The organism is Staphylococcus sp. GDY8P120P (genome assembly GCF_017892065.1).
GTDB lineage: Bacteria > Bacillota > Bacilli > Staphylococcales > Staphylococcaceae > Staphylococcus > Staphylococcus nepalensis.
In genome coordinates this window covers 301,500-320,614 of record NZ_JAESKI010000003.1, presented here as the reverse complement: position 1 = coordinate 320,614, position 19,115 = coordinate 301,500, and the positions used below count along the sequence as shown (strand labels likewise).

Genomic DNA, 19,115 nt, shown 5'->3' with positions numbered 1-19,115 from the left:
GTTTCAGATATATTTAGGGGAGTGACTATTTATGGCAGAGAAAAAAATTATTGTTGTCGGTGGAGGACTTGCCGGTCTGATGGCAACAATTAAAGCAGCGGAACAAGGCGCTCATGTAGACTTGTTCTCATTAGTTCCTGTTAAACGTTCACACTCTGTATGTGCCCAAGGCGGCATAAACGGAGCGGTAAATACGAAAGGTGAAGGTGACTCACCTGCGGTCCACTTTGATGACACAGTTTATGGTGGCGATTTCTTAGCTAACCAACCACCCGTAAAAGCAATGGCAGAAGAAGCGCCTAAAATTATTCATTTACTGGACCGTATGGGCGTAATGTTTAATAGAACAAGTGAAGGACTTTTAGATTTCCGACGTTTTGGTGGTACGATGTATCATAGAACAGCTTATGCTGGAGCGACAACTGGACAACAATTAATGTATGCCCTAGATGAACAAGTTCGTAGTTTCGAAGTAGATGGTTTAGTAACAAAATATGAAGGTTGGGAATTCTTAGGCATTGTCAAAGATGATGACAACATGGCTAGAGGGATTGTAGCACAAGATATGACTAGCGCAGAAATTCAATCTTTTGGATCAGATGCGGTTATCATGGCAACTGGTGGCCCTGGCATTATTTTTGGTAAAACAACGAATTCAATGATTAATACAGGCTCTGCAGCTTCAATCGTATACCAACAAGGAGCGATGTATGCGAATGGAGAATTCATTCAAATTCATCCAACAGCTATCCCTGGAGACGATAAATTACGATTAATGAGTGAATCTGCCCGTGGTGAAGGTGGTCGAATTTGGACATATAAGGATGGTAAACCATGGTATTTCTTAGAAGAAAAATACCCGGATTACGGTAACTTAGTACCGCGTGATATTGCAACGCGTGAAATCTTTGATGTATGTGTAAACCAAAAACTAGGTATTAACGGTGAAAACATGGTATATCTAGACCTTTCACATAAAGACCCACATGAATTAGATGTAAAATTAGGTGGTATCATTGAAATTTATGAAAAATTCACTGGTGATGATCCACGTAAAGTACCAATGAAAATCTTCCCAGCGGTACACTATTCAATGGGTGGCCTATACGTAGACTATGACCAAATGACGAATATTAAAGGCTTATTTGCAGCTGGTGAATGTGATTTTTCACAACACGGCGGTAATCGTTTAGGTGCTAACTCATTGTTATCGGCAATCTATGGCGGTACAGTTGCAGGACCGAACGCGATCAAATATATCTCAAATATTGAAAATTCTTATACAGATTTAGATGATAGCATTTATGAAAAACGTGTCAAAGAAGAGCAAGAAAAATTCGATAATCTATTAAAAATGAACGGTACAGAAAACGCGTATAAACTTCATAGAGAACTTGGTGAAGTAATGACAGCAAATGTAACGGTTGTACGAGAAAATAAATCACTATTAGAAACAGACAAGAAAATCGTAGAATTGATGGAGCGCTATCAAAATATTGACATTGAAGATACGCAAACATGGAGTAACCAAGCAGTATTCTTCACACGTCAATTATGGAATATGTTAGTTCTAGCACGTGTTATCACAATCGGTGCTTATAACCGAAATGAGTCTCGTGGGGCACATTACAAACCAGAATTCCCTGAGAGAAACGACGAAGAATGGTTGAAAACAACTTTAGCATCATATCAAGGAAAAACAGAAGCGCCTAAATTTACATACGAACCAGTCGATGTAAGTTTAATCACACCTCGTAAACGTGACTATACAAGTAGTGCTAAAGGAGGTAAATAATTATGGCAGATACTAAAGAAGTAAATGAAGCGCAAGCACAAGACGAACAACAAAGCCAAAAAACGATTAAATTAATTATTAAACGTCAAGATGACGCAGAATCAAATCCTTATGAGGAAGAATTTGAAATACCTTATAAAGAGAATTTAAATGTCATCGCTTGTTTAATGGAAATTAGACGTAACCCAATTAATAGCAAGGGTGAAAAAACAACACCTGTCATTTGGGATATGAACTGTTTAGAAGAAGTCTGTGGCGCTTGTTCGATGGTTATCAATGGTAAATCAAGACAATCTTGTACGGCAATCATTGACCAATTAGAACAACCAATTAAATTAGAGCCAATGAGCACCTTCCCAGTTATCCGTGACTTGCAAGTTGATCGTAGTAGAATGTTTGATAACTTGAAACGTATGAAAGCATGGGTGCCGATTGACGGTACGTATGACCTTGGTCCTGGACCACGTATGCCTGAGAAAAAACGACAAACTGCATATGAGTTATCAAAATGTATGACGTGTGGTGTGTGTTTAGAAGTTTGTCCAAACGTTACAAGAGATAATGATTTTATAGGCGCACAAGCCATTTCACAAGTTAGATTATTTAACTTACACCCAACAGGCTCAATGACTAAGGACGAGCGTTTAAATGCGTTGATGGGCGTAGGTGGCTTACAAGAATGTGGTAACTCTCAAAACTGTGTTAATGCATGTCCAAAAGGTATTCCACTAACGACATCTATAGCAGCATTAAACAGAGAAACTTCTTTCCACATGTTTAAATCATTCTTTGGTTCAGATCATCAAGTAAATTAATTAAATATTATAAATTAACAAAGAGTCTGGGATATAAATATCTCAGGCTTTTCTATATTGTGGTAGTGGGTGTCTGTGTGAAAAAGCGGTTATTCAAGTGTTTAAAAACTGCTTTATCTAATGGCTCATTTATTCTGAAACATAGCTATTTATTATGTTTTTAAGCGATATATTTATTATATTTTAGGTCTTGTAAAATGATTTTGAAAACGTGGCTGTGCTACAATAAAAGACAAGTAAACATGTAAGGATGAACAAAATATGGAGAAACCAATTGGAGTCATTGACTCTGGCGTTGGTGGCTTAACAGTAGCAAAAGAAATTATGCGCCAATTGCCAAATGAAACAATCTACTATTTAGGAGATATTAAACGATGTCCCTATGGACCTAGAGAAGGTTCAGAAGTTAGACAATTCACAACTGAATTAGCTGAAAAACTAATGGCTTTTGATATTAAAATGTTAGTTATTGCGTGTAATACCGCAACAGCAGTAGCTTTGAAACATCTGCAGAGCTTATTTGCTATACCTGTTATTGGCGTCATTGAGCCAGGCGCTAGAACAGCAATTATGACTACTAAAAATCAAAATGTTTTAATTTTAGGAACAGAAGGTACTATTAAATCGGAGGCTTATAGACACCATATTAAGAAGATAAATCCGAATGTAGAAGTGTCAGGCGTAGCTTGTCCAGGTTTTGTGCCTCTTGTTGAACAAATGAGGTATAAAGATCCGACAATTACTAGCATAGTGATTCATCAAACATTAAAACAATGGAGAAATAGTAAAGCAGATACTGTTATTTTAGGCTGCACACATTACCCATTGTTGTATCAACCAATAAACGATTATTTTGGGGGAGAAAAAATTGTTATTTCTTCAGGTTTAGAAACTGCTAGAGAAGTAAGCGCATTATTAACCTTTAGCAATGAACATGCTGGCTATAAAAGCCAACCTAAACATAGATTTTTTGCTACCGGAGAAACTGAACATATCGAACGTATTATTGAAGAATGGTTAAATATGAAAACAACAGTTGAAAAAATCGAAGTTTAAAGTGAGGAGAAAACAAAATGGAAGATATTGTTATTGCATCAAATAATAAAGGGAAAATAAATGATTTTAGAGTTATTTTTCCTGAATATAACGTCATAGGCATTTCAGAAATTATTGAAGGTTTTGATGTTGAAGAAACAGGCGATACCTTTGAAGCAAATGCAAAATTAAAATCTGAAGCTGCTGCTAAAGCGTTGAATAAACGTGTAATCGCTGATGACAGTGGTTTACAAGTTTTTGCTTTAAATGGCGAACCTGGCATTTATTCAGCACGATATGCAGGTGAAGCCAAAGATGATAATGCCAATATTGAAAAATTATTAACTAAATTAGGCGATGAAACTGATCGCAGCGCGCAGTTTGTTTGTGTCATTAGTATGAGTGCGCCTGGCGAAGAAACGGTTCAATTTAAAGGGACAGTACAAGGTGAAATTACTTTAGACAAAATTGGTGAATATGGTTTTGGTTATGATCCAGTCTTTTATGTTGAAGATAAAAATAAAACGATGGCACAATTAACAGCTGAAGAAAAAGGTGCAATTAGTCATAGAGGGAGAGCAATAGAACAACTACAACAATATCTAGAAGGTGATCAATAATGACGAAATGGGTAATTGTTAGTGATAATCATACAGAACAAGGTATTTTATTCAATGTCATTAATCAGCATGATGATATAGATGTTGCAATACATTTAGGAGATTCTGAACTTGCATATGACGATAGTGAATTGAGTCATTTCTATAAAGTAAAAGGAAACACTGATTTTTATCCAGAATTTCCAAATGAACAAACTATTGATATACGTGGAATAAAAGCATTTTTAACGCACGGCCATTTATACAGTGTTAATCGCACAAGAATGAATATAGCCCAACAAGCAAAAGCTTCAGATTGCCAATTTGCATTTTATGGCCATACACATGTAGCTAAACATGAAGTCATTAGCGGCGTGCATGTTATAAATCCTGGAAGCATTTCACAATCTCGAAGCGATATAGAAGAAACTTATGCAGAATTGTTAATTGATGAAACAAATCAATCTGCAACGTTAAATTTCCGCAATCGAGACCATAAAATTATTAATAGCGAAAATTTTACAATTTAATTAGATAAGAGGGAGTGTGCTTATAAAATGGTGACATCTTTCATTTTAGTAACGCTTCCTTGTTTCTGTATTTGAAAGTTTAATGACGCGTTTTCGAAAAATAATTTGATAAAAAATAAAATGGCAATAATATGATAAAAAGTTTACAATAGTGAAAAATCATATTTATTTTTAATGGCCAGAGTATTGCTTTATTGGCATAAGTTAGATATAATAATTCTTGTGTTCAAAAGAATGATGTCCTGGTAGCTCAGTTGGATAGAGCAATGGCCTTCTAAGCCATCGGTCGGGGGTTCGAATCCCTCCCAGGACACTAATGCATAGAATTACACCAAATTCTATAACATATACTTAACCAAGAACGTTGATATGTCAGCGTTCTTTTTATTTTGTCTAAAATTATATTTTTATATGTTTTATAATTTTTGGTCACATGGTGGTTACAAAATTTGTATGCGTGGCCACAAATATGGTTACGACATATTTGCATTTCTTAATTTTTTAGACTCTTTGTCAAAGAGGACTGATACCATTTTTGAGATTAGGCAATATTAGGTTGCTTAATCTCTTTTTTGATTGAAGAAGTATAAAGCCGTGAAGTTAGTAAGATACGATTACGCAAATTATCATGATTTTTATATCCAAACGATATTCATTTAATAAGTTTAACTTTATTATTGATACCTTCTATTGGAGCATTGCTCATATTAGGGTATTTTAATGATAATTGATAATTTTAATGGCATTCGCCACTTTTTGCATAACCTGTAGCGAAAAGGACCCTAATATAGAAGGGCACATTCACAAAGTAGATAGCTATGAATAATTACTATACTTATATGAACAAACTGTGTTACGTAAAGTTAATTTAAAAGATATTATGGAGATAAAATAGAGAGTAATATGAATAAATCTCAAATTACTATTTTTAATTTACTTATTAAATTTAATAAGTTAAACTTAGGGTACACGCCTTAGGGCGTTAAGGAAATAATGAGTTTCTTCTCTTACATGCCCTTTGGCGTGGAGGAGAACGCAACTCCTTATAATCCTGAGGTCCTCTTAATTGGGGGCCTTTTTTAATTTTTAAGTATCATTTTTACGTTCAATAAAAATTTGTATAAAAAGTTATTGTTTTTTAAGTTTAATTGTAAAGTAAGTAGAACATTATTATTGAATCATTAATTGATAATATCCTAAACGACACCTCTAAATCCCTGCTATTACTTTAGGTTCCGCTATCTTTTGTAATAGTATAGATATTTCTAAAAAAGTATATTTTTTATTTCTGTTTATTGATTTTTTCACCTTTAAGTTTGAGAAAAAATGGCAGGGGATACTACAATTACATCTCCAAATATTATTTACACTTAATCAGATTACCATATCTTCTGTTTATTATTTTTTAAGTATCCCGCTTTTATTAATAATTAGGGGATGTTTTAGTGTGCAAAAAATTATTACATATAAAACTAGATTAATTTAAAAGATACTGTGGAGATAAAATAAATCTACCGATTAATGTGCGTAAAAATAATGGACACAATACGGCTACAAAAACACATTCACAAAGACTATAAAGCTATTTGCTAAATCCTTCTCAGGAGAGTGTATGGCTCTCCCCCATTATATATCGTTAAATAAAACGTTGATATAACAGGACTTTATTATGTCTCGATAAATATTCAAAGTGAAAATGTTACTAAATTAAAAAATAATGGAATATTATATGATGAACTATCAGATGTAATGGGGAAAGTTAAGAAGAGATTAAAAAGAAAACATACGAATTTTCAAAAAGTTAGGTGCTTTGACAAGATTAGAAAAGATAGAATTAACTAACATTACATTAGAGAGTAAAATCAAAAATAAAACTAAAATTATTAGAATAAACTACTAAATTAAGAGGGGTCAGAGCCTATTGTTAATAAGTGAAAAATTATAATTTAAGATGTAAAATAGGATAGTTTCTACCTTGACCGTCTTTTTGAGATTCTTTATATTTTTTAAATCCATTTTTGGCATAAAATTTTACAGCGTTATGATTGTCTTTGTTGACGTCAACGTAATGTACTTTGTTTTCTTGAATGAGATATTGAAGTATTTCTGTTCCATACCCATTTCTAAAATATTTAGGATCTATAAAAAGCATTTCTAAGTTTTTTTCGTTTGTGCCTGAAAAACCAATTGCTTCTTTATCATTGAACCATAAATAAGCTTTTACATATTTGAAATAAGTTGGAATTTCATTTTTTAATTCCAAAATATCTTTTTCTTTTAAAAAGTCATGTGTTGCAATTACAGATTTTTCCCATATTTCTAATGCTTTTGGATAATCTTTTTCCTGAAGTTTTATTTTGGATAAATGCATATTTCTGGCTCCTTGTTTTTACTTTTTATTTTGATATTCATTATAATAAAATTAACTTAATAAGCAAACCCATAAATCAAGGTAAGAAAGTGTTAAATCGCACGCGCTTTCGAAATACGTTTTAATAAAAATAAATGGGGGCCTTTTTTCGGGGTATCTTTTTTGTTATAAATCCCTATTTTATAAAGCGTTGGTATTTTTTTGGAAGTAAATTTAATGTATTATGGGGTTTGTCGTTTTTTACCGTTAAGTTTAAAGGAGGTTCATAAATTTGGAACAAAAAAATCCAAATTTAAATAATAGAAAACTATCTGCAGTTTTTATTTTTAGTATAATTATAACTGCAGTTTTTGTGATACTAGGCGCAATATTTCCTAACCAATTTAATAAACTTGGATCAAGTATTACATCTTGGATAACTGAATATTTTGGTTGGTATTACATGATTATAGTAGCAGTAATGATATTTTTCTGTATATTTTTAATTTTTAGCCCGATTGGAAAATTAAAATTAGGAAAACCAGGAGATAAACCAGCTTTTAATACTATCTCGTGGTTTGCAATGTTATTTAGTGCAGGTATGGGTATTGGGCTTGTTTTTTATGGTGCAGCAGAACCGATCAGTCATTTTGCTAACCCAGCTACAGGCGACCCTAAAACAACACATGCTTATACTGAAGCTTTAAGAGGTTCATTTATGCAGTGGGGTTTCCATGCATGGGGCGTGTACGGTATAGTAGCACTCGCTTTAGCTTATTCTCAATATAGAAAAAATGAACCTGGTCTCATTTCGAGAACTTTACGACCTATTTTTGGTAATAAAGTAGAGGGACCAATAGGAACAGTTGTTGATGTGATTGCAGTATTTGCAACTATAGGCGGTGTAGCTGTTTCATTAGGTTTAGGTGCTTTACAAATATCAGGGGGACTTAGTTATTTATTTGATATTCCCAACAATATTACTACGCAAGGTATTGTAATTGTCATAGTGACATTCTTATTTCTTAGCAGCGCATGGTCAGGCTTGAATAAGGGGATGCAATATATTAGTAACATAAATATTGGACTTGCAGGAATAATACTTATCATTGTATTGATTATTGGACCTACCGTTTTGATTTTAAATATGTTAACTACTTCAACTGGAGAATATTTAAACACGTTCTTATATAATATGTTTGATACAGCGCCATTAAATGGTCAAAAACATCAGTGGATGTCACAATGGACATTTTTCCAATTAGCATGGTGGATTAGTTGGAGTCCCTTTGTAGGTATATTTATAGCGCGTGTATCTAAAGGACGTTCAATAAGAGAATTTGTTTCAGGTGTCTTATTAGCGCCAGTGTTAGTGAGTATAGTTTGGTTTTCTGCTTTTGGTGTACTTGGTATTGAAACAGCTAAAAGTCATCCGAAAATATTTGATATGCCTTCTGAAACAGCGCTGTTTGGTGTTTTTGATGCAGTACCATTAGGATTTGTACTATCAATTATTACATTAATATTGATTGTTACGTTTTTCGTCACATCAGCTGATTCAGCGACATTTGTTTTAGGTATGCAAACTACGTTTGGATCATTAAATCCATCAGTGACAATAAAAATTATTTGGGGCTTAGCCCAAGCCTTAATTGCGTTTGTATTACTCTTTTCAGGTGGAAACAATGGATTGAGCGCATTACAAAATATGGCGATTATGACTGCATTGCCTTTCTCAGTTATAATTATACTGATGATGATATCCTTCTATAAAGATGCTAACAAGGAACGGAAGTTTTTAGGGTTGACTTTACAACCTAACAAAAAACGTATGGAAAGTTATTTGAAAAGGAACCAAGAAGGCTACGAAGAAGAAATTATTGAAAGAAGAAAAGCAACTAGGAATTCAGAATGATAACTATCTTTCTATAATAAATAGGCGTATTATTTACATCCCTAAGGATAATTGAACAAATTAATAAATTGTTATGCTAATATAATTTGGTATTATTGGTTTGTTTTCTTGATATGAGCATTTCTTTATAATATGAAATAAAGGCAGTCGTTAATTCGGCTGCTTATTTTATTTTGTATGTAAAAAATCTTATTTATCACTCAAATGTGTCGTATATTTGTATATTTGTATATTTGAGGATGAACTATGGTTTATAGCCCCAGTAAGCCGTGCATAGAATTTAAAAATATGTGTTCTTTTTACTTTGTTTAAAATTATGTTTTTGTATTTTACAAATTTTAACCAAGAAGGGTACACGTCCCGAAAATTGATTTAATATACTTCTTGTTATTTTGAGGCTTTTTATAAATAATTCCATAGAATTTTTAGAATACAGATTTCTATATTTATGCGCTGTTAATTATACCAATGGCTTTTTTGTTTCTTTCTTCTAAGCTAAGTTTAATAAAATTACTGGGCGCCAGTTGTTACAGATATATTTTTGTGACTGATACTTGTATACCATATATTAAAATATTTTGGTTAATCAATAAATCAAGGATACTAACTAAAAAGTCTGCTGTTTTGACATACTATTGCTGCTGATTTAGCAGTGTTTTATTATAAAATGAAGTGAGTAAATTAAAATAAATACACAGGAAATATAATATAAGAGTCATAGCATAGATGATTAATTATTTATAGTTCATAATTTAAATTGCATAGTATTCAAGCTATAAATATGTTATGTAGATTTAAAATATATGTTTTACTCTAGTGATAAGTGGTATATATTAAATAACTATAAGGTCACTTGATTCGATGATTAATTTGCGCAAGCGCTACTTCAGTTTGAAGTGGCGCTTTTTTATGAAATTTTAATTTGAATTTTGGGCGTTTAATTTTTTATTAAACAATTTATCTTTGAAACTTCTCGTATAAAAGCCTATTTTAACTTTGCCGCTGAGCAACCCACCCATCTTCGTCTCCAGCAACCAAATCATTTTTGTATAAGTATTAACTATTATTTTAGTGTGCGAAAACGCTTACAAATATAATTTGGCGGGGATCCAATACGTGGATACATATAACGTCATTTGATTATGTAGTTTGTGTACCTGTATTTTAACACTATAAGTTTGAGCCAAAATAGCAATCACAAATTTATCTTTATTAATTAATGTGTCATAGCTATCTTGTAAATTGTTTTTTATAAATAGCAGCTCGTGCATTTGGATTATTATTTATATTTCTGATTAATTTATAAGCATTATAGTATTATTAGTTTATTTGTGAATCAAGTGCTAGTTTATATATTTTTAATAATTGGTTTTCAAAAGGGATAAAATCATTTTCTATATCGTTCGTACGCGTATTTAATATCTTCAATTGAGATTGAATACAATCAGTTTTTACATAAAATAAAGTTAAAAGTAGTGAAAATGATTAATAATAAGGATAATGATTTTACAAAATTGAATTGCGAAAAATTCAATTAGGCAGTCAAAACTGTCTCGAAAAATATAATTAAATACAGTTATTACTTCTTTTCAACGAAGTATGAATAAAAACCCAATGAGATTATTAATTGTTCTATAGTATAGATAACAAACGATACTTAATTCAAAAAATAACAATATCGTTTAAAACATAATAATCAGTCATAAGCATGTATCTTAAGTAAGGAGTGTTTATAATGGAAGGTTTATTTAGCGCAATTAAAGAAACAGTACAAGCAGGTATTGCGGGAGATGGTGCAAAATTAGGTACAAGTATTGTAAGCATCGTAGAAAATGGCGTAGGTTTAGTAAGTAAATTATTTGGATTCTAGTTTTAACATAAAAAAATTATAAATATAAAGGGGAGCTCAATCATGGCTAAATTAGCAGAAGCAATCGCAAATACAGTACAAGCAGCAAAATCAGGTAATGGTTCAGAATTAGGATCAAGCATTGTTGACATTGTATCGAGCGGAGTAGGCTTAGTAGGTAAATTATTCGGATTTTAATATATAGATTTTGGAAAAATTAAAGGAGAGATTTTAAATGGAAGGTTTATTTAACGCAATTAAAGAAACAGTACAAGCAGGTATCGCAGGAGATGGTGCAAAATTAGGTACAAGTATTGTAAGCATCGTAGAAAATGGCGTAGGTTTAGTAAGTAAATTATTCGGATTTTAAATTTAATCACTCATATGGACTGGCCAGGGTAATAACCTTGGCCTTTTTTGTTTGTGCTTGTCTAATTATGGTAAGATGTAATCGAATTCTATTATTATATTGAAGATTTGGTAATAAGTAATTAAACAAAGAATTTGAAATACAGGAAGCAGGGATAAAATGAAAAACAATTGTTTACTTATTGATTTTGATGATACTATTGTCGATTTTCATGATGCAGAAGCTTATGCATTTCACGCGTTAACAAAAAAATATAACTTACATACGGATTCTAATGATTTGAAAAAATTCATGTCTGTTAATCAAGCTCATTGGGAAGCTTTTCAACAAAATCGATTAACTAAGGAAGAAGTGTTAAGCAAACGCTTTGAAGCGTATTTTGGTTTACATCACATTAACGTTAATGGCCAAGAAGCGGATGTGATTTTTAGAGATGAACTCGCAAGTGCACCAATAAAGTATTTTATGAATACTGTAGAAACGCTTAAAGCCCTTAAAGACACACATGATATGTATATCGTTACAAACGGCGTTTTAGAAACACAAGAAAGGAGAATAGGAAGAACTGAACTAGGTAACTGGTTCAAAGGTGTATTTGTTTCAGAACAAACAGGTTATCAAAAACCAATGCCAGAATTCTTTGATTTCGTGTTTAATGAGATTGGTGAAGAAAAAAGAGAGTGTGCAATGATTGTGGGTGACTCGATCACATCAGATATATTAGGTGGCATCAACGCTAATATTAAAACGTGTTGGTTTAATCCAAGAAATAAGTTGAATGAAACTGATATCAATCCTGATTTCACAATTGATTCGCTCGATCAATTATTGAAACTGACAAAATAAAAAAGCTGAGATATCAATGATACCCTAAGCTTCAAAAATAAATAGACTATGGATAACTAAACCTGGAGATGTGCTTTAACGTTTACTTCCTTTTTTAGTCACCATAGTCTGAGTGTGACGATAAATCATTTTATAAAATTGCGATTTTTGTCATATTTTTTATTTAGGTTTACTTAACCTCCCAAAGATTGAAATAATCCATTTAAGCGGTTAATAACTTTTAACGTGTTACTTTAAATTTATATATGTTGTTATATTTTATTTATGTTATACAGCATGGCTATGGTGTCCAAATCAGTACATCATGGCCGTCTTTATTTTGTAATTCAATATCTTTGAATCCTTGTTTAATAAAGAAGTCTTTTGATTGGTTACGTGCAATTACTTTAATAGGCTGGCCTTGTTCCTTAGCAAAATCTAAAAGTGCCTTACCATAACCGCGTCCTTGGAAATCGCGTAATACTTCTAATTTCCATAGTACGTTATAGTCATCAAAATCAGAGAAATATACTTCTTCGACTTCCCCTTTACGGTATAAAGCCATACGTGCGCCTAACCTGTCGCCAACGTATATACCATAAAATGGTGAGTCTGAACTAGCATCAATCATTTCTCCACGCAGCTCATCTACTAAATATAAATCTTCATTTCCGAAGTTTCTGAAATCTTCGAATAATTCATCTGTTTTATAATTAATATCAAGACGTTTTACATTACTCACTGTAGCTTCCCCCTTTGCGTTATTACTTATTATTATACCTTATTTTAATAGATATTTCACAAAAATGAATGCTTAAAACATTTTGTTTATTATTAAAATCAAATTGTTATCGTCTGTTACGCAAAGTAAAATTATTTTTGTTACATGAACAATAACTTCGAACAATATCTACTATTAATAGCAAAATAACTTGAATTTTATTAATATTATAAGCCGTAAAATTGTCAACGTTGAATATAAACTTTATACTAAATAGGAATAGAGTAACATAAGGAGAATTACGAATGGATTGTATAACAACGAAACTTAATGAAAAAGATCAATTTATACCAAAAATAAAAAATAGTGATTCCACTTTAGCTAAATATTACCACTTTGATGCAATGGATAAAAAGCATTATGAAGAAAGATTATTTTCAGAAAGTAATGGTAGAGAAACAGCGCTTGCTGATATTATTGAACGCTATATGAGTGATTTATCATTAGATAATCAACAAGTTGAAAATTTAAAAGCGCTTAGTGACGGTGCGAAAGTTGTGATTGGTGGACAACAAGCTGGTTTGTTTGGAGGTCCTTTATACACATTTCATAAAATATTCTCAATCATTACATTAAGTGAAAAATTATCAAATGATTATGATACACACGTCGTGCCTGTGTTTTGGATTGCTGGTGAAGATCACGATTTTGAAGAAATCAATCATACTTATGTATTTAATGAACAAAAGGCGAAGTTACAAAAAATTAAGTATAGTACTATGACGCCACCAGAATCTAGTGTCTCAAAGTACACGCCAGACAAAGCAGAATTACATAAAGCGTTGAATCAGTTTTTTAAAGAATTAAAAGAAACATCATCTTCTAAGCAATTATTAAACATGTGTAGAAATATCATCGATAACTATGATGGTTGGACGGATATGTTTAAAGCGTTATTGCATGAAGTTTTTAAGGCTTATGGTGTGTTGTTGATTGACGCTGATTATAAAGCGTTGCGTCAGTTAGAACAGCCACTTTTCAAAAAAATGATAGAAAATCACCAAGATGTGGACGACGCATTCAGACAAACACAAGCTCAAACGATTGATAGCGGTTTGGAGCAAATGATCCAAACTGATACAAATGTACATTTGTTTATCCACGAAGATAACATGAGACAGTTGCTGACTGTTAAAGATGGTCAATTCTATTTAAATAAATCGGAGAAGGTGTTATCGAAACAAGCAGTGCTCGATATAGTTGAAAAAGAACCTGAAAGATTTTCAAATAATGTGGTTACTAGGCCAATCATGGAAGAATGGCTATTTAACACAGTAGCGTTTGTCGGCGGACCAAGTGAAATTAAGTATTGGACTGAATTGAGTGAAGCCTTTCGAATATTAGAAGTTTCTATGCCTATCGTATTACCACGTTTAAGAATCACTTATTTAAACACTAGAATTGAAAAGTTGTTAGATCAATACCATTTGGATAAAAATAATATTATTGAAAAGGGCGTTACTGAAGATAAAGATAAATTTATAAGGGCGCAAGCTTCTCAATCATTTATTGACCAAATTAAATCGTTGAGTGAACAGCAAAAGTCTATATATCAGTCTCTTCAAACAGAAGTAAAAGGAAATCACGATAACGAAGTGCTATTGAGTAAAAATAATGAGATTCATCAAAACCAATTTGATTATTTACTGAAGAGATACCTATTAAATATTGAGAGAGAAAATGATATTAGCATGAAACACTTTGAAGAACTCAGTGAGACTCTCCATCCTATGGGTGGGCTCCAAGAAAGAATTTGGAATCCACTTCAAATTATGAACGATTTTGGGATAGATGTGTTCAGTCCCTCCACCTATCCACCACTTTCTTACACATTTGATCATATATTAATTAAGCCTTAGAGCGACAAGGGGAATACCCGATTCATCAACTAGATGAATCGGGTGTTTTTTTCTATAATTCAAGAAATTTTGGTGAAAATTGTATAATTAGTGGAGGATAGTGGTGAGATGTGGTAAATTATATATATGAGAAGGTGAGGTGATTATAAATGTTCATGGGTGAATACGAGCATCAATTGGATACAAAGGGACGTATGATAGTTCCTTCCAAGTTTCGTTATGACTTGAATGAACGATTTATAATCACCCGAGGCCTTGATAAATGTTTATTTGGTTACACTTTGGAAGAATGGCAAGTAATTGAAGAGAAGATGAAGACTTTACCGATGACTAAGAAAGACGCGCGTAAGTTTATGCGTATGTTCTTTTCAGGTGCTGTTGAAGTAGAACTGGATAAACAAGGGCGTATTAATATTCCACAAAATCTGCGGAAATATGCCAACTTAAATAAGGAATGTACAGTAATAGGTGTCTCAAATCGTATTGAAATTTGGGATAGAGAAACTTGGAACGATTTTTATGATGAATCAGAAGACAGTTTTGAAGATATTGCTGAAGACTTAATTGATTTTGAATTTTAAATGGAGGCGTTAAATTGTTTCATCATGTCAGCGTAATGCTAAAAGAAACTATCGATGAGTTAAATATTGAAGAAGATGGCATATATGTCGACTGTACTTTAGGTGGAGCAGGACATGCACTCTATTTATTAAATCAACTCGGTGACGAAGGTAGACTGATCGCAATTGACCAAGATACAACAGCGATTGAAAATGCGAAAGAAGTATTGAAAGACCACATACATAAAGTTACTTTCGTCCATAACAACTTTAGAAAATTAACTGAAATTTTAGATGATTTAAATATTGAAAAAGTAGATGGCATTTATTATGACCTAGGTGTGTCTAGCCCCCAATTGGATGTACCTGAAAGAGGATTTAGTTATCATAATGATGCCAAATTGGATATGCGTATGGACCAATCTCAACCATTATCAGCTTATGAAGTGATAAATGAGTGGCCGTTCGAAAAATTAGTTAGAATTTTCCATCGTTATGGAGAAGAAAAATTTTCGAAACAAATTGCAAGACGCATTGAACAAAACAGAGCGCAAAAGCCTATCGAAACAACATTAGAACTTGTAGATATTGTCAAAGAAGGTATTCCAGCTAAAGCAAGAAGAAAAGGTGGGCACCCTGCGAAAAGGGTTTTTCAAGCAATTAGAATCGCAGTTAACGATGAGTTATCTGCTTTTGAAGATTCTTTAGAACAAGCAATTGATTTAGTTAACGTAGATGGAAGAATCTCTGTTATTACCTTCCATTCATTAGAAGATCGACTTTGTAAGCAAATGTTTCAAGAATATGAAAAAGGCCCAGAAGTCCCAAGAGGACTGCCTATCATACCGGAGGCTTATACACCTAAATTGAAACGTGTTAATCGAAAACCGATTATAGCTACAGATGAAGATTTAGAAGAAAATAACCGAGCACGTAGTGCGAAGTTACGCGTAGCAGAAATATTAAAATGAGGAGTGAATATTGAGTGGCAGTAGAGAAGATATACCAACCATATAATGGAGCGGAGCAGCATATTCCAGAATCACAACCATCGACCCGCCCAGAGAGACATCCCAAGACAGTCAAGCGTAAAGTAATTGTTAAGCTAACTAAGTTTGAAAAGATGTTATACATAGGACTTATAACAGTAATTGCTTTAATAAGTATTTATATGCTATCTTTAAAAATGGATGCGTATGAAACTCGAGAAAAAATTGCAGATTTAGATACAAAAATTGAAAAACAATCAAGTGAAAACAGTGCAATAGAATCTGAAATTAAAAAGAACTCCTCATATGAACGCATTTACGAAAAGGCAAAAAATGATGGAATGAGCCTTAAGAACGATAATGTAAAGGTAGTGCGTAATAATGGCGAAGCGAAGAATTAAATTAAAAAAGCCAAAATTTTCAATCAAAAAAAGTAAAATAGGGGCAGTCCTACTCATCCTTGGATTAGGACTGCTCTTTTTTACGTTGGTTTTAAGATATTCATATATTATGTTGACAGGACACTCTTCTGGTGAAGATTTAATTATGAAAGCAAATGAAAAGTACTTAGTAAATAGTCAACAACAACCAGAAAGAGGAAAGATTTATGATAGGAACGGCAAAGTTTTAGCTGAAGATGTTGAAAGGTATAAAGTGGTCGCTGTAGTAGATAAAAAAGCAAGTGAAGGTAGCGACAAACCTAAACACGTAAAGGATAAAAAAGAAACCGCTAAAAAACTTGCTACTGTTATAGATATGTCGGCCAAAGATATTGAAGAAAAATTAAATAACAAAAAAGCATTTCAGGTTGAATTTGGTCAAAAAGGTACAGATTTAACGTACCAAGAAAAAGAAAAAATTGAGAAAATGAATCTTCCTGGTGTGATGTTATATCCAGAGACTGAAAGATTTTATCCTAATGGAAACTTTGCATCACATTTACTAGGTATCGCTCAAAAAGACCCTGACAGTGGAGAATTAAAAGGTGCGTTAGGTGTTGAGAAAATCTTTGATAGTTATCTTTCGGGTCAAAAAGGTGCCTTATCTTATATTCATGATATTTGGGGTTATATTGCCCCGAATACTAAAAAAGAAAAAATGCCTAAACGTGGAGATGATGTTCATTTAACACTTGATTCCAATATACAAGTGTTCGTAGAAGAAGCACTTGATGGCATGGTTGAGCACTATAAACCGAAAGATTTATTTGCTGTCGTGATGGATGCTAAGACTGGTGAAATACTTGCGTTCAGTCAAAGACCAACATTTAACCCAGAAACAGGTAAAGACTTTGGTAAAAAATGGGCTAACGATTTATATCAAAATACGTATGAACCTGGTTCAACATTTAAATCTTATGGTTTAGCAGCAGCAATCCAAGAAGGTAAATTTAAACCAGATAAAAAATATACAGCCGAACCTCGAGAAGTTATGGGGTCTAAAATATCTGACTGGAACAAAGTAGGTTGGGGTGAAATTTCAATGTCACTTGGTTTCACATATTCATCCAACACACTTATGATGCACTTACAAGATTTAGTTGGTTCAGATAAGATGAAAGAATGGTATGAAAAATTCGGCTTTGGTAAATCTACAAATAGTATGTTTGATGGTGAAGCAACTGGTGATATTGCTTGGGATAATGAAGCACAGCAAAAAACCTCTGCATTTGGTCAGTCTACAACAGTAACACCAGTACAAATGTTACGTGCACAGTCAGCTTTTCATAATGATGGGAATATGCTTCAACCGTGGTTCGTTGACAGCGTAAGTAATCCTGTTACTAAAGATACTTTTTATAAAGGTAAGAAGGAATACGCAGGAAAACCTATTACAAAAGATACAGCTAAGAAAGTGCGAACTGAATTAGATAAAGTAGTTAATAGTGAAGATAGCCACGCTAAAAACTATCAAATAGATGGTTATGATGTTGCTGGTAAAACAGGTACAGCACAAGTGGCGGATTCTGACAATGGTGGTTATGTTGAAGGTGAAAATCCATACTTTGTAAGTTTTATTGGTGATGCGCCTAAAGATGACCCTGAAGTCATTGTTTATGCGGGCATGAGTTTAGCTCAAAAAAATGATCAAGAAGCATATGAAATGGGTGTAAGTAAGGCTTTCAACCCAATTATGGAAAATACTTTAAAATATTTAAATGTAGGGGAAAAGGATTCAAAAGATGGCTCTGATGTTAAATATAGTAAAGTACCAGATGTACAAGGTCAGGAAACCCAAAAAGCACAAGACAAGATGAATAGTAAGTCACTTGAACCAATTGTGATTGGAAGTGGTGATAAGGTTGTAAAACAATCTGTAACATCAGATAAAGAAGTACTGCCAAACAGCAAAGTCTTACTATTAACTGATGGAGATATCACTATGCCAGACATGACTGGTTGGACGAAAGAAGAAGTACTTGCATTTGAGACATTAACTAATACAAAAATCACAACTAAAGGTAGTGGTTTTGTTTCAGAACAATCAGAAGCAAAAGGTCAAAAAGTTAGCAAAAACGATAAGATTGAAGTAACCTTCACTGCCGAAAAAGTCAATGGTGAGTCTTCAAGCTCGTCATCCAACAATGACTCTGAAGATGATGATAAAGACGATTCGAACAAAGATGATAAGAATGAATCAAAAGATAAATCAGAAGACAAATCCAGTGATGATTCAAAAACTTCTGATTCAAGTAGTGACAGTCAAAATGAATAAATACTTTCTTGATGTCTGACTTCAATTAAAAAACATGTTAAAATATTTAATTTGAAATTAGCACGAGGTAGTATGATAGGTTATCGGTAATAACAGTGGTATTGTGCGTCTGTTTAACCGATAATACT

The 19,115-nt window shown here is 32.7% G+C and carries 17 protein-coding genes, 1 tRNA gene and 1 pseudogene; 16 read left to right on the top strand and 3 right to left on the bottom strand.

What is annotated here, in order from left to right:
• Nucleotides 1–31: 31 nt before the first annotated feature.
• The 6 genes from sdhA (at nucleotide 32) to KA900_RS03590 (ending at nucleotide 5,087) form a co-directional block, all read left to right on the top strand.
• Nucleotides 32–1,795, top strand: a complete 1,764-nt coding sequence (sdhA, locus tag KA900_RS03615) for a succinate dehydrogenase flavoprotein subunit (protein WP_210139309.1) — start codon at nucleotides 32–34, stop codon at nucleotides 1,793–1,795.
• Between the two features lie 2 nt (nucleotides 1,796–1,797).
• Entirely contained in the window at nucleotides 1,798–2,610 is an 813-nt protein-coding gene (gene sdhB, locus KA900_RS03610) for a succinate dehydrogenase iron-sulfur subunit (RefSeq protein ID WP_096810356.1), read from the top strand.
• 261 nt (nucleotides 2,611–2,871) lie between these two features.
• Nucleotides 2,872–3,666: a glutamate racemase gene (racE, locus tag KA900_RS03605; RefSeq protein ID WP_096810355.1), complete on the top strand. Its 795-nt coding sequence runs from the start codon at nucleotides 2,872–2,874 to the stop codon at nucleotides 3,664–3,666.
• Between the two features lie 17 nt (nucleotides 3,667–3,683).
• A complete protein-coding gene (locus KA900_RS03600; protein WP_096810354.1) occupies nucleotides 3,684–4,265 on the top strand; it encodes an XTP/dITP diphosphatase in 582 nt (193 codons plus the stop codon).
• Nucleotides 4,265–4,774 carry a metallophosphoesterase family protein gene (locus KA900_RS03595; RefSeq protein WP_096810353.1) on the top strand — a complete coding sequence of 170 codons (510 nt, stop codon included), beginning with the start codon at nucleotides 4,265–4,267 and terminating at the stop codon, nucleotides 4,772–4,774. The genes KA900_RS03600 and KA900_RS03595 overlap by 1 nt, the downstream gene beginning before the upstream one ends.
• A 239-nt stretch (nucleotides 4,775–5,013) precedes the next feature.
• A tRNA-Arg gene (locus KA900_RS03590) sits at nucleotides 5,014–5,087 on the top strand.
• A 228-nt stretch (nucleotides 5,088–5,315) separates the two neighbouring features.
• Here the strand turns inward: KA900_RS03590 and KA900_RS14750 are convergent.
• Nucleotides 5,316–5,483, bottom strand: a pseudogene (locus KA900_RS14750) (transposase); the annotation flags it as partial.
• A gap of 1,230 nt (nucleotides 5,484–6,713) precedes the next feature.
• Nucleotides 6,714–7,145 carry a GNAT family N-acetyltransferase gene (locus KA900_RS03585; RefSeq protein ID WP_103373263.1) on the bottom strand — a complete coding sequence of 144 codons (432 nt, stop codon included), beginning with the start codon at nucleotides 7,143–7,145 and terminating at the stop codon, nucleotides 6,714–6,716.
• A 271-nt stretch (nucleotides 7,146–7,416) separates the two neighbouring features.
• On the opposite strand from KA900_RS03585, the gene KA900_RS03580 reads away from it, so the two are divergent.
• From KA900_RS03580 to KA900_RS03560, 5 genes are all read left to right on the top strand, one after another.
• A complete protein-coding gene (locus tag KA900_RS03580; protein ID WP_210139308.1) occupies nucleotides 7,417–9,039 on the top strand; it encodes a BCCT family transporter in 1,623 nt (540 codons plus the stop codon).
• A gap of 1,735 nt (nucleotides 9,040–10,774) precedes the next feature.
• Nucleotides 10,775–10,909: a beta-class phenol-soluble modulin gene (locus tag KA900_RS03575; RefSeq protein WP_096810351.1), complete on the top strand. Its 135-nt coding sequence runs from the start codon at nucleotides 10,775–10,777 to the stop codon at nucleotides 10,907–10,909.
• 42 nt (nucleotides 10,910–10,951) lie between these two features.
• Nucleotides 10,952–11,086 carry a beta-class phenol-soluble modulin gene (locus tag KA900_RS03570; protein WP_096810350.1) on the top strand — a complete coding sequence of 45 codons (135 nt, stop codon included), beginning with the start codon at nucleotides 10,952–10,954 and terminating at the stop codon, nucleotides 11,084–11,086.
• A gap of 37 nt (nucleotides 11,087–11,123) precedes the next feature.
• The gene (locus KA900_RS03565) at nucleotides 11,124–11,258 is read left to right on the top strand and encodes a beta-class phenol-soluble modulin (RefSeq protein ID WP_096810349.1); all 135 of its coding nucleotides are present in this window, start codon (nucleotides 11,124–11,126) and stop codon (nucleotides 11,256–11,258) included.
• 159 nt (nucleotides 11,259–11,417) lie between these two features.
• Entirely contained in the window at nucleotides 11,418–12,104 is a 687-nt protein-coding gene (locus tag KA900_RS03560) for a YjjG family noncanonical pyrimidine nucleotidase (RefSeq protein ID WP_107644582.1), read from the top strand.
• A 280-nt stretch (nucleotides 12,105–12,384) separates the two neighbouring features.
• Here KA900_RS03560 and KA900_RS03555 read toward each other — a convergent pair whose 3' ends face one another.
• Nucleotides 12,385–12,825 (bottom strand): N-acetyltransferase, encoded by a 441-nt coding sequence (locus KA900_RS03555; protein WP_096810347.1) that lies wholly within the window; start codon nucleotides 12,823–12,825, stop codon nucleotides 12,385–12,387.
• 284 nt (nucleotides 12,826–13,109) lie between these two features.
• On the opposite strand from KA900_RS03555, the gene bshC reads away from it, so the two are divergent.
• The 5 genes from bshC to KA900_RS03530 all read left to right on the top strand — a co-directional run bounded on the left by bshC (nucleotide 13,110) and on the right by KA900_RS03530 (nucleotide 18,987).
• The gene (bshC, locus tag KA900_RS03550) at nucleotides 13,110–14,723 is read left to right on the top strand and encodes a bacillithiol biosynthesis cysteine-adding enzyme BshC (protein ID WP_115342232.1); all 1,614 of its coding nucleotides are present in this window, start codon (nucleotides 13,110–13,112) and stop codon (nucleotides 14,721–14,723) included.
• 149 nt (nucleotides 14,724–14,872) lie between these two features.
• Nucleotides 14,873–15,304: a division/cell wall cluster transcriptional repressor MraZ gene (gene mraZ / locus KA900_RS03545; protein ID WP_096810345.1), complete on the top strand. Its 432-nt coding sequence runs from the start codon at nucleotides 14,873–14,875 to the stop codon at nucleotides 15,302–15,304.
• A 14-nt stretch (nucleotides 15,305–15,318) separates the two neighbouring features.
• Nucleotides 15,319–16,254 (top strand): 16S rRNA (cytosine(1402)-N(4))-methyltransferase RsmH, encoded by a 936-nt coding sequence (gene rsmH, locus KA900_RS03540; RefSeq protein ID WP_119487928.1) that lies wholly within the window; start codon nucleotides 15,319–15,321, stop codon nucleotides 16,252–16,254.
• A 14-nt stretch (nucleotides 16,255–16,268) separates the two neighbouring features.
• The gene (gene ftsL / locus KA900_RS03535) at nucleotides 16,269–16,673 is read left to right on the top strand and encodes a cell division protein FtsL (protein WP_096810343.1); all 405 of its coding nucleotides are present in this window, start codon (nucleotides 16,269–16,271) and stop codon (nucleotides 16,671–16,673) included.
• Entirely contained in the window at nucleotides 16,654–18,987 is a 2,334-nt protein-coding gene (locus KA900_RS03530) for a penicillin-binding protein (protein WP_210139307.1), read from the top strand. Before ftsL ends, KA900_RS03530 begins: the two co-directional genes overlap by 20 nt.
• Nucleotides 18,988–19,115: the final 128 nt, after the last annotated feature.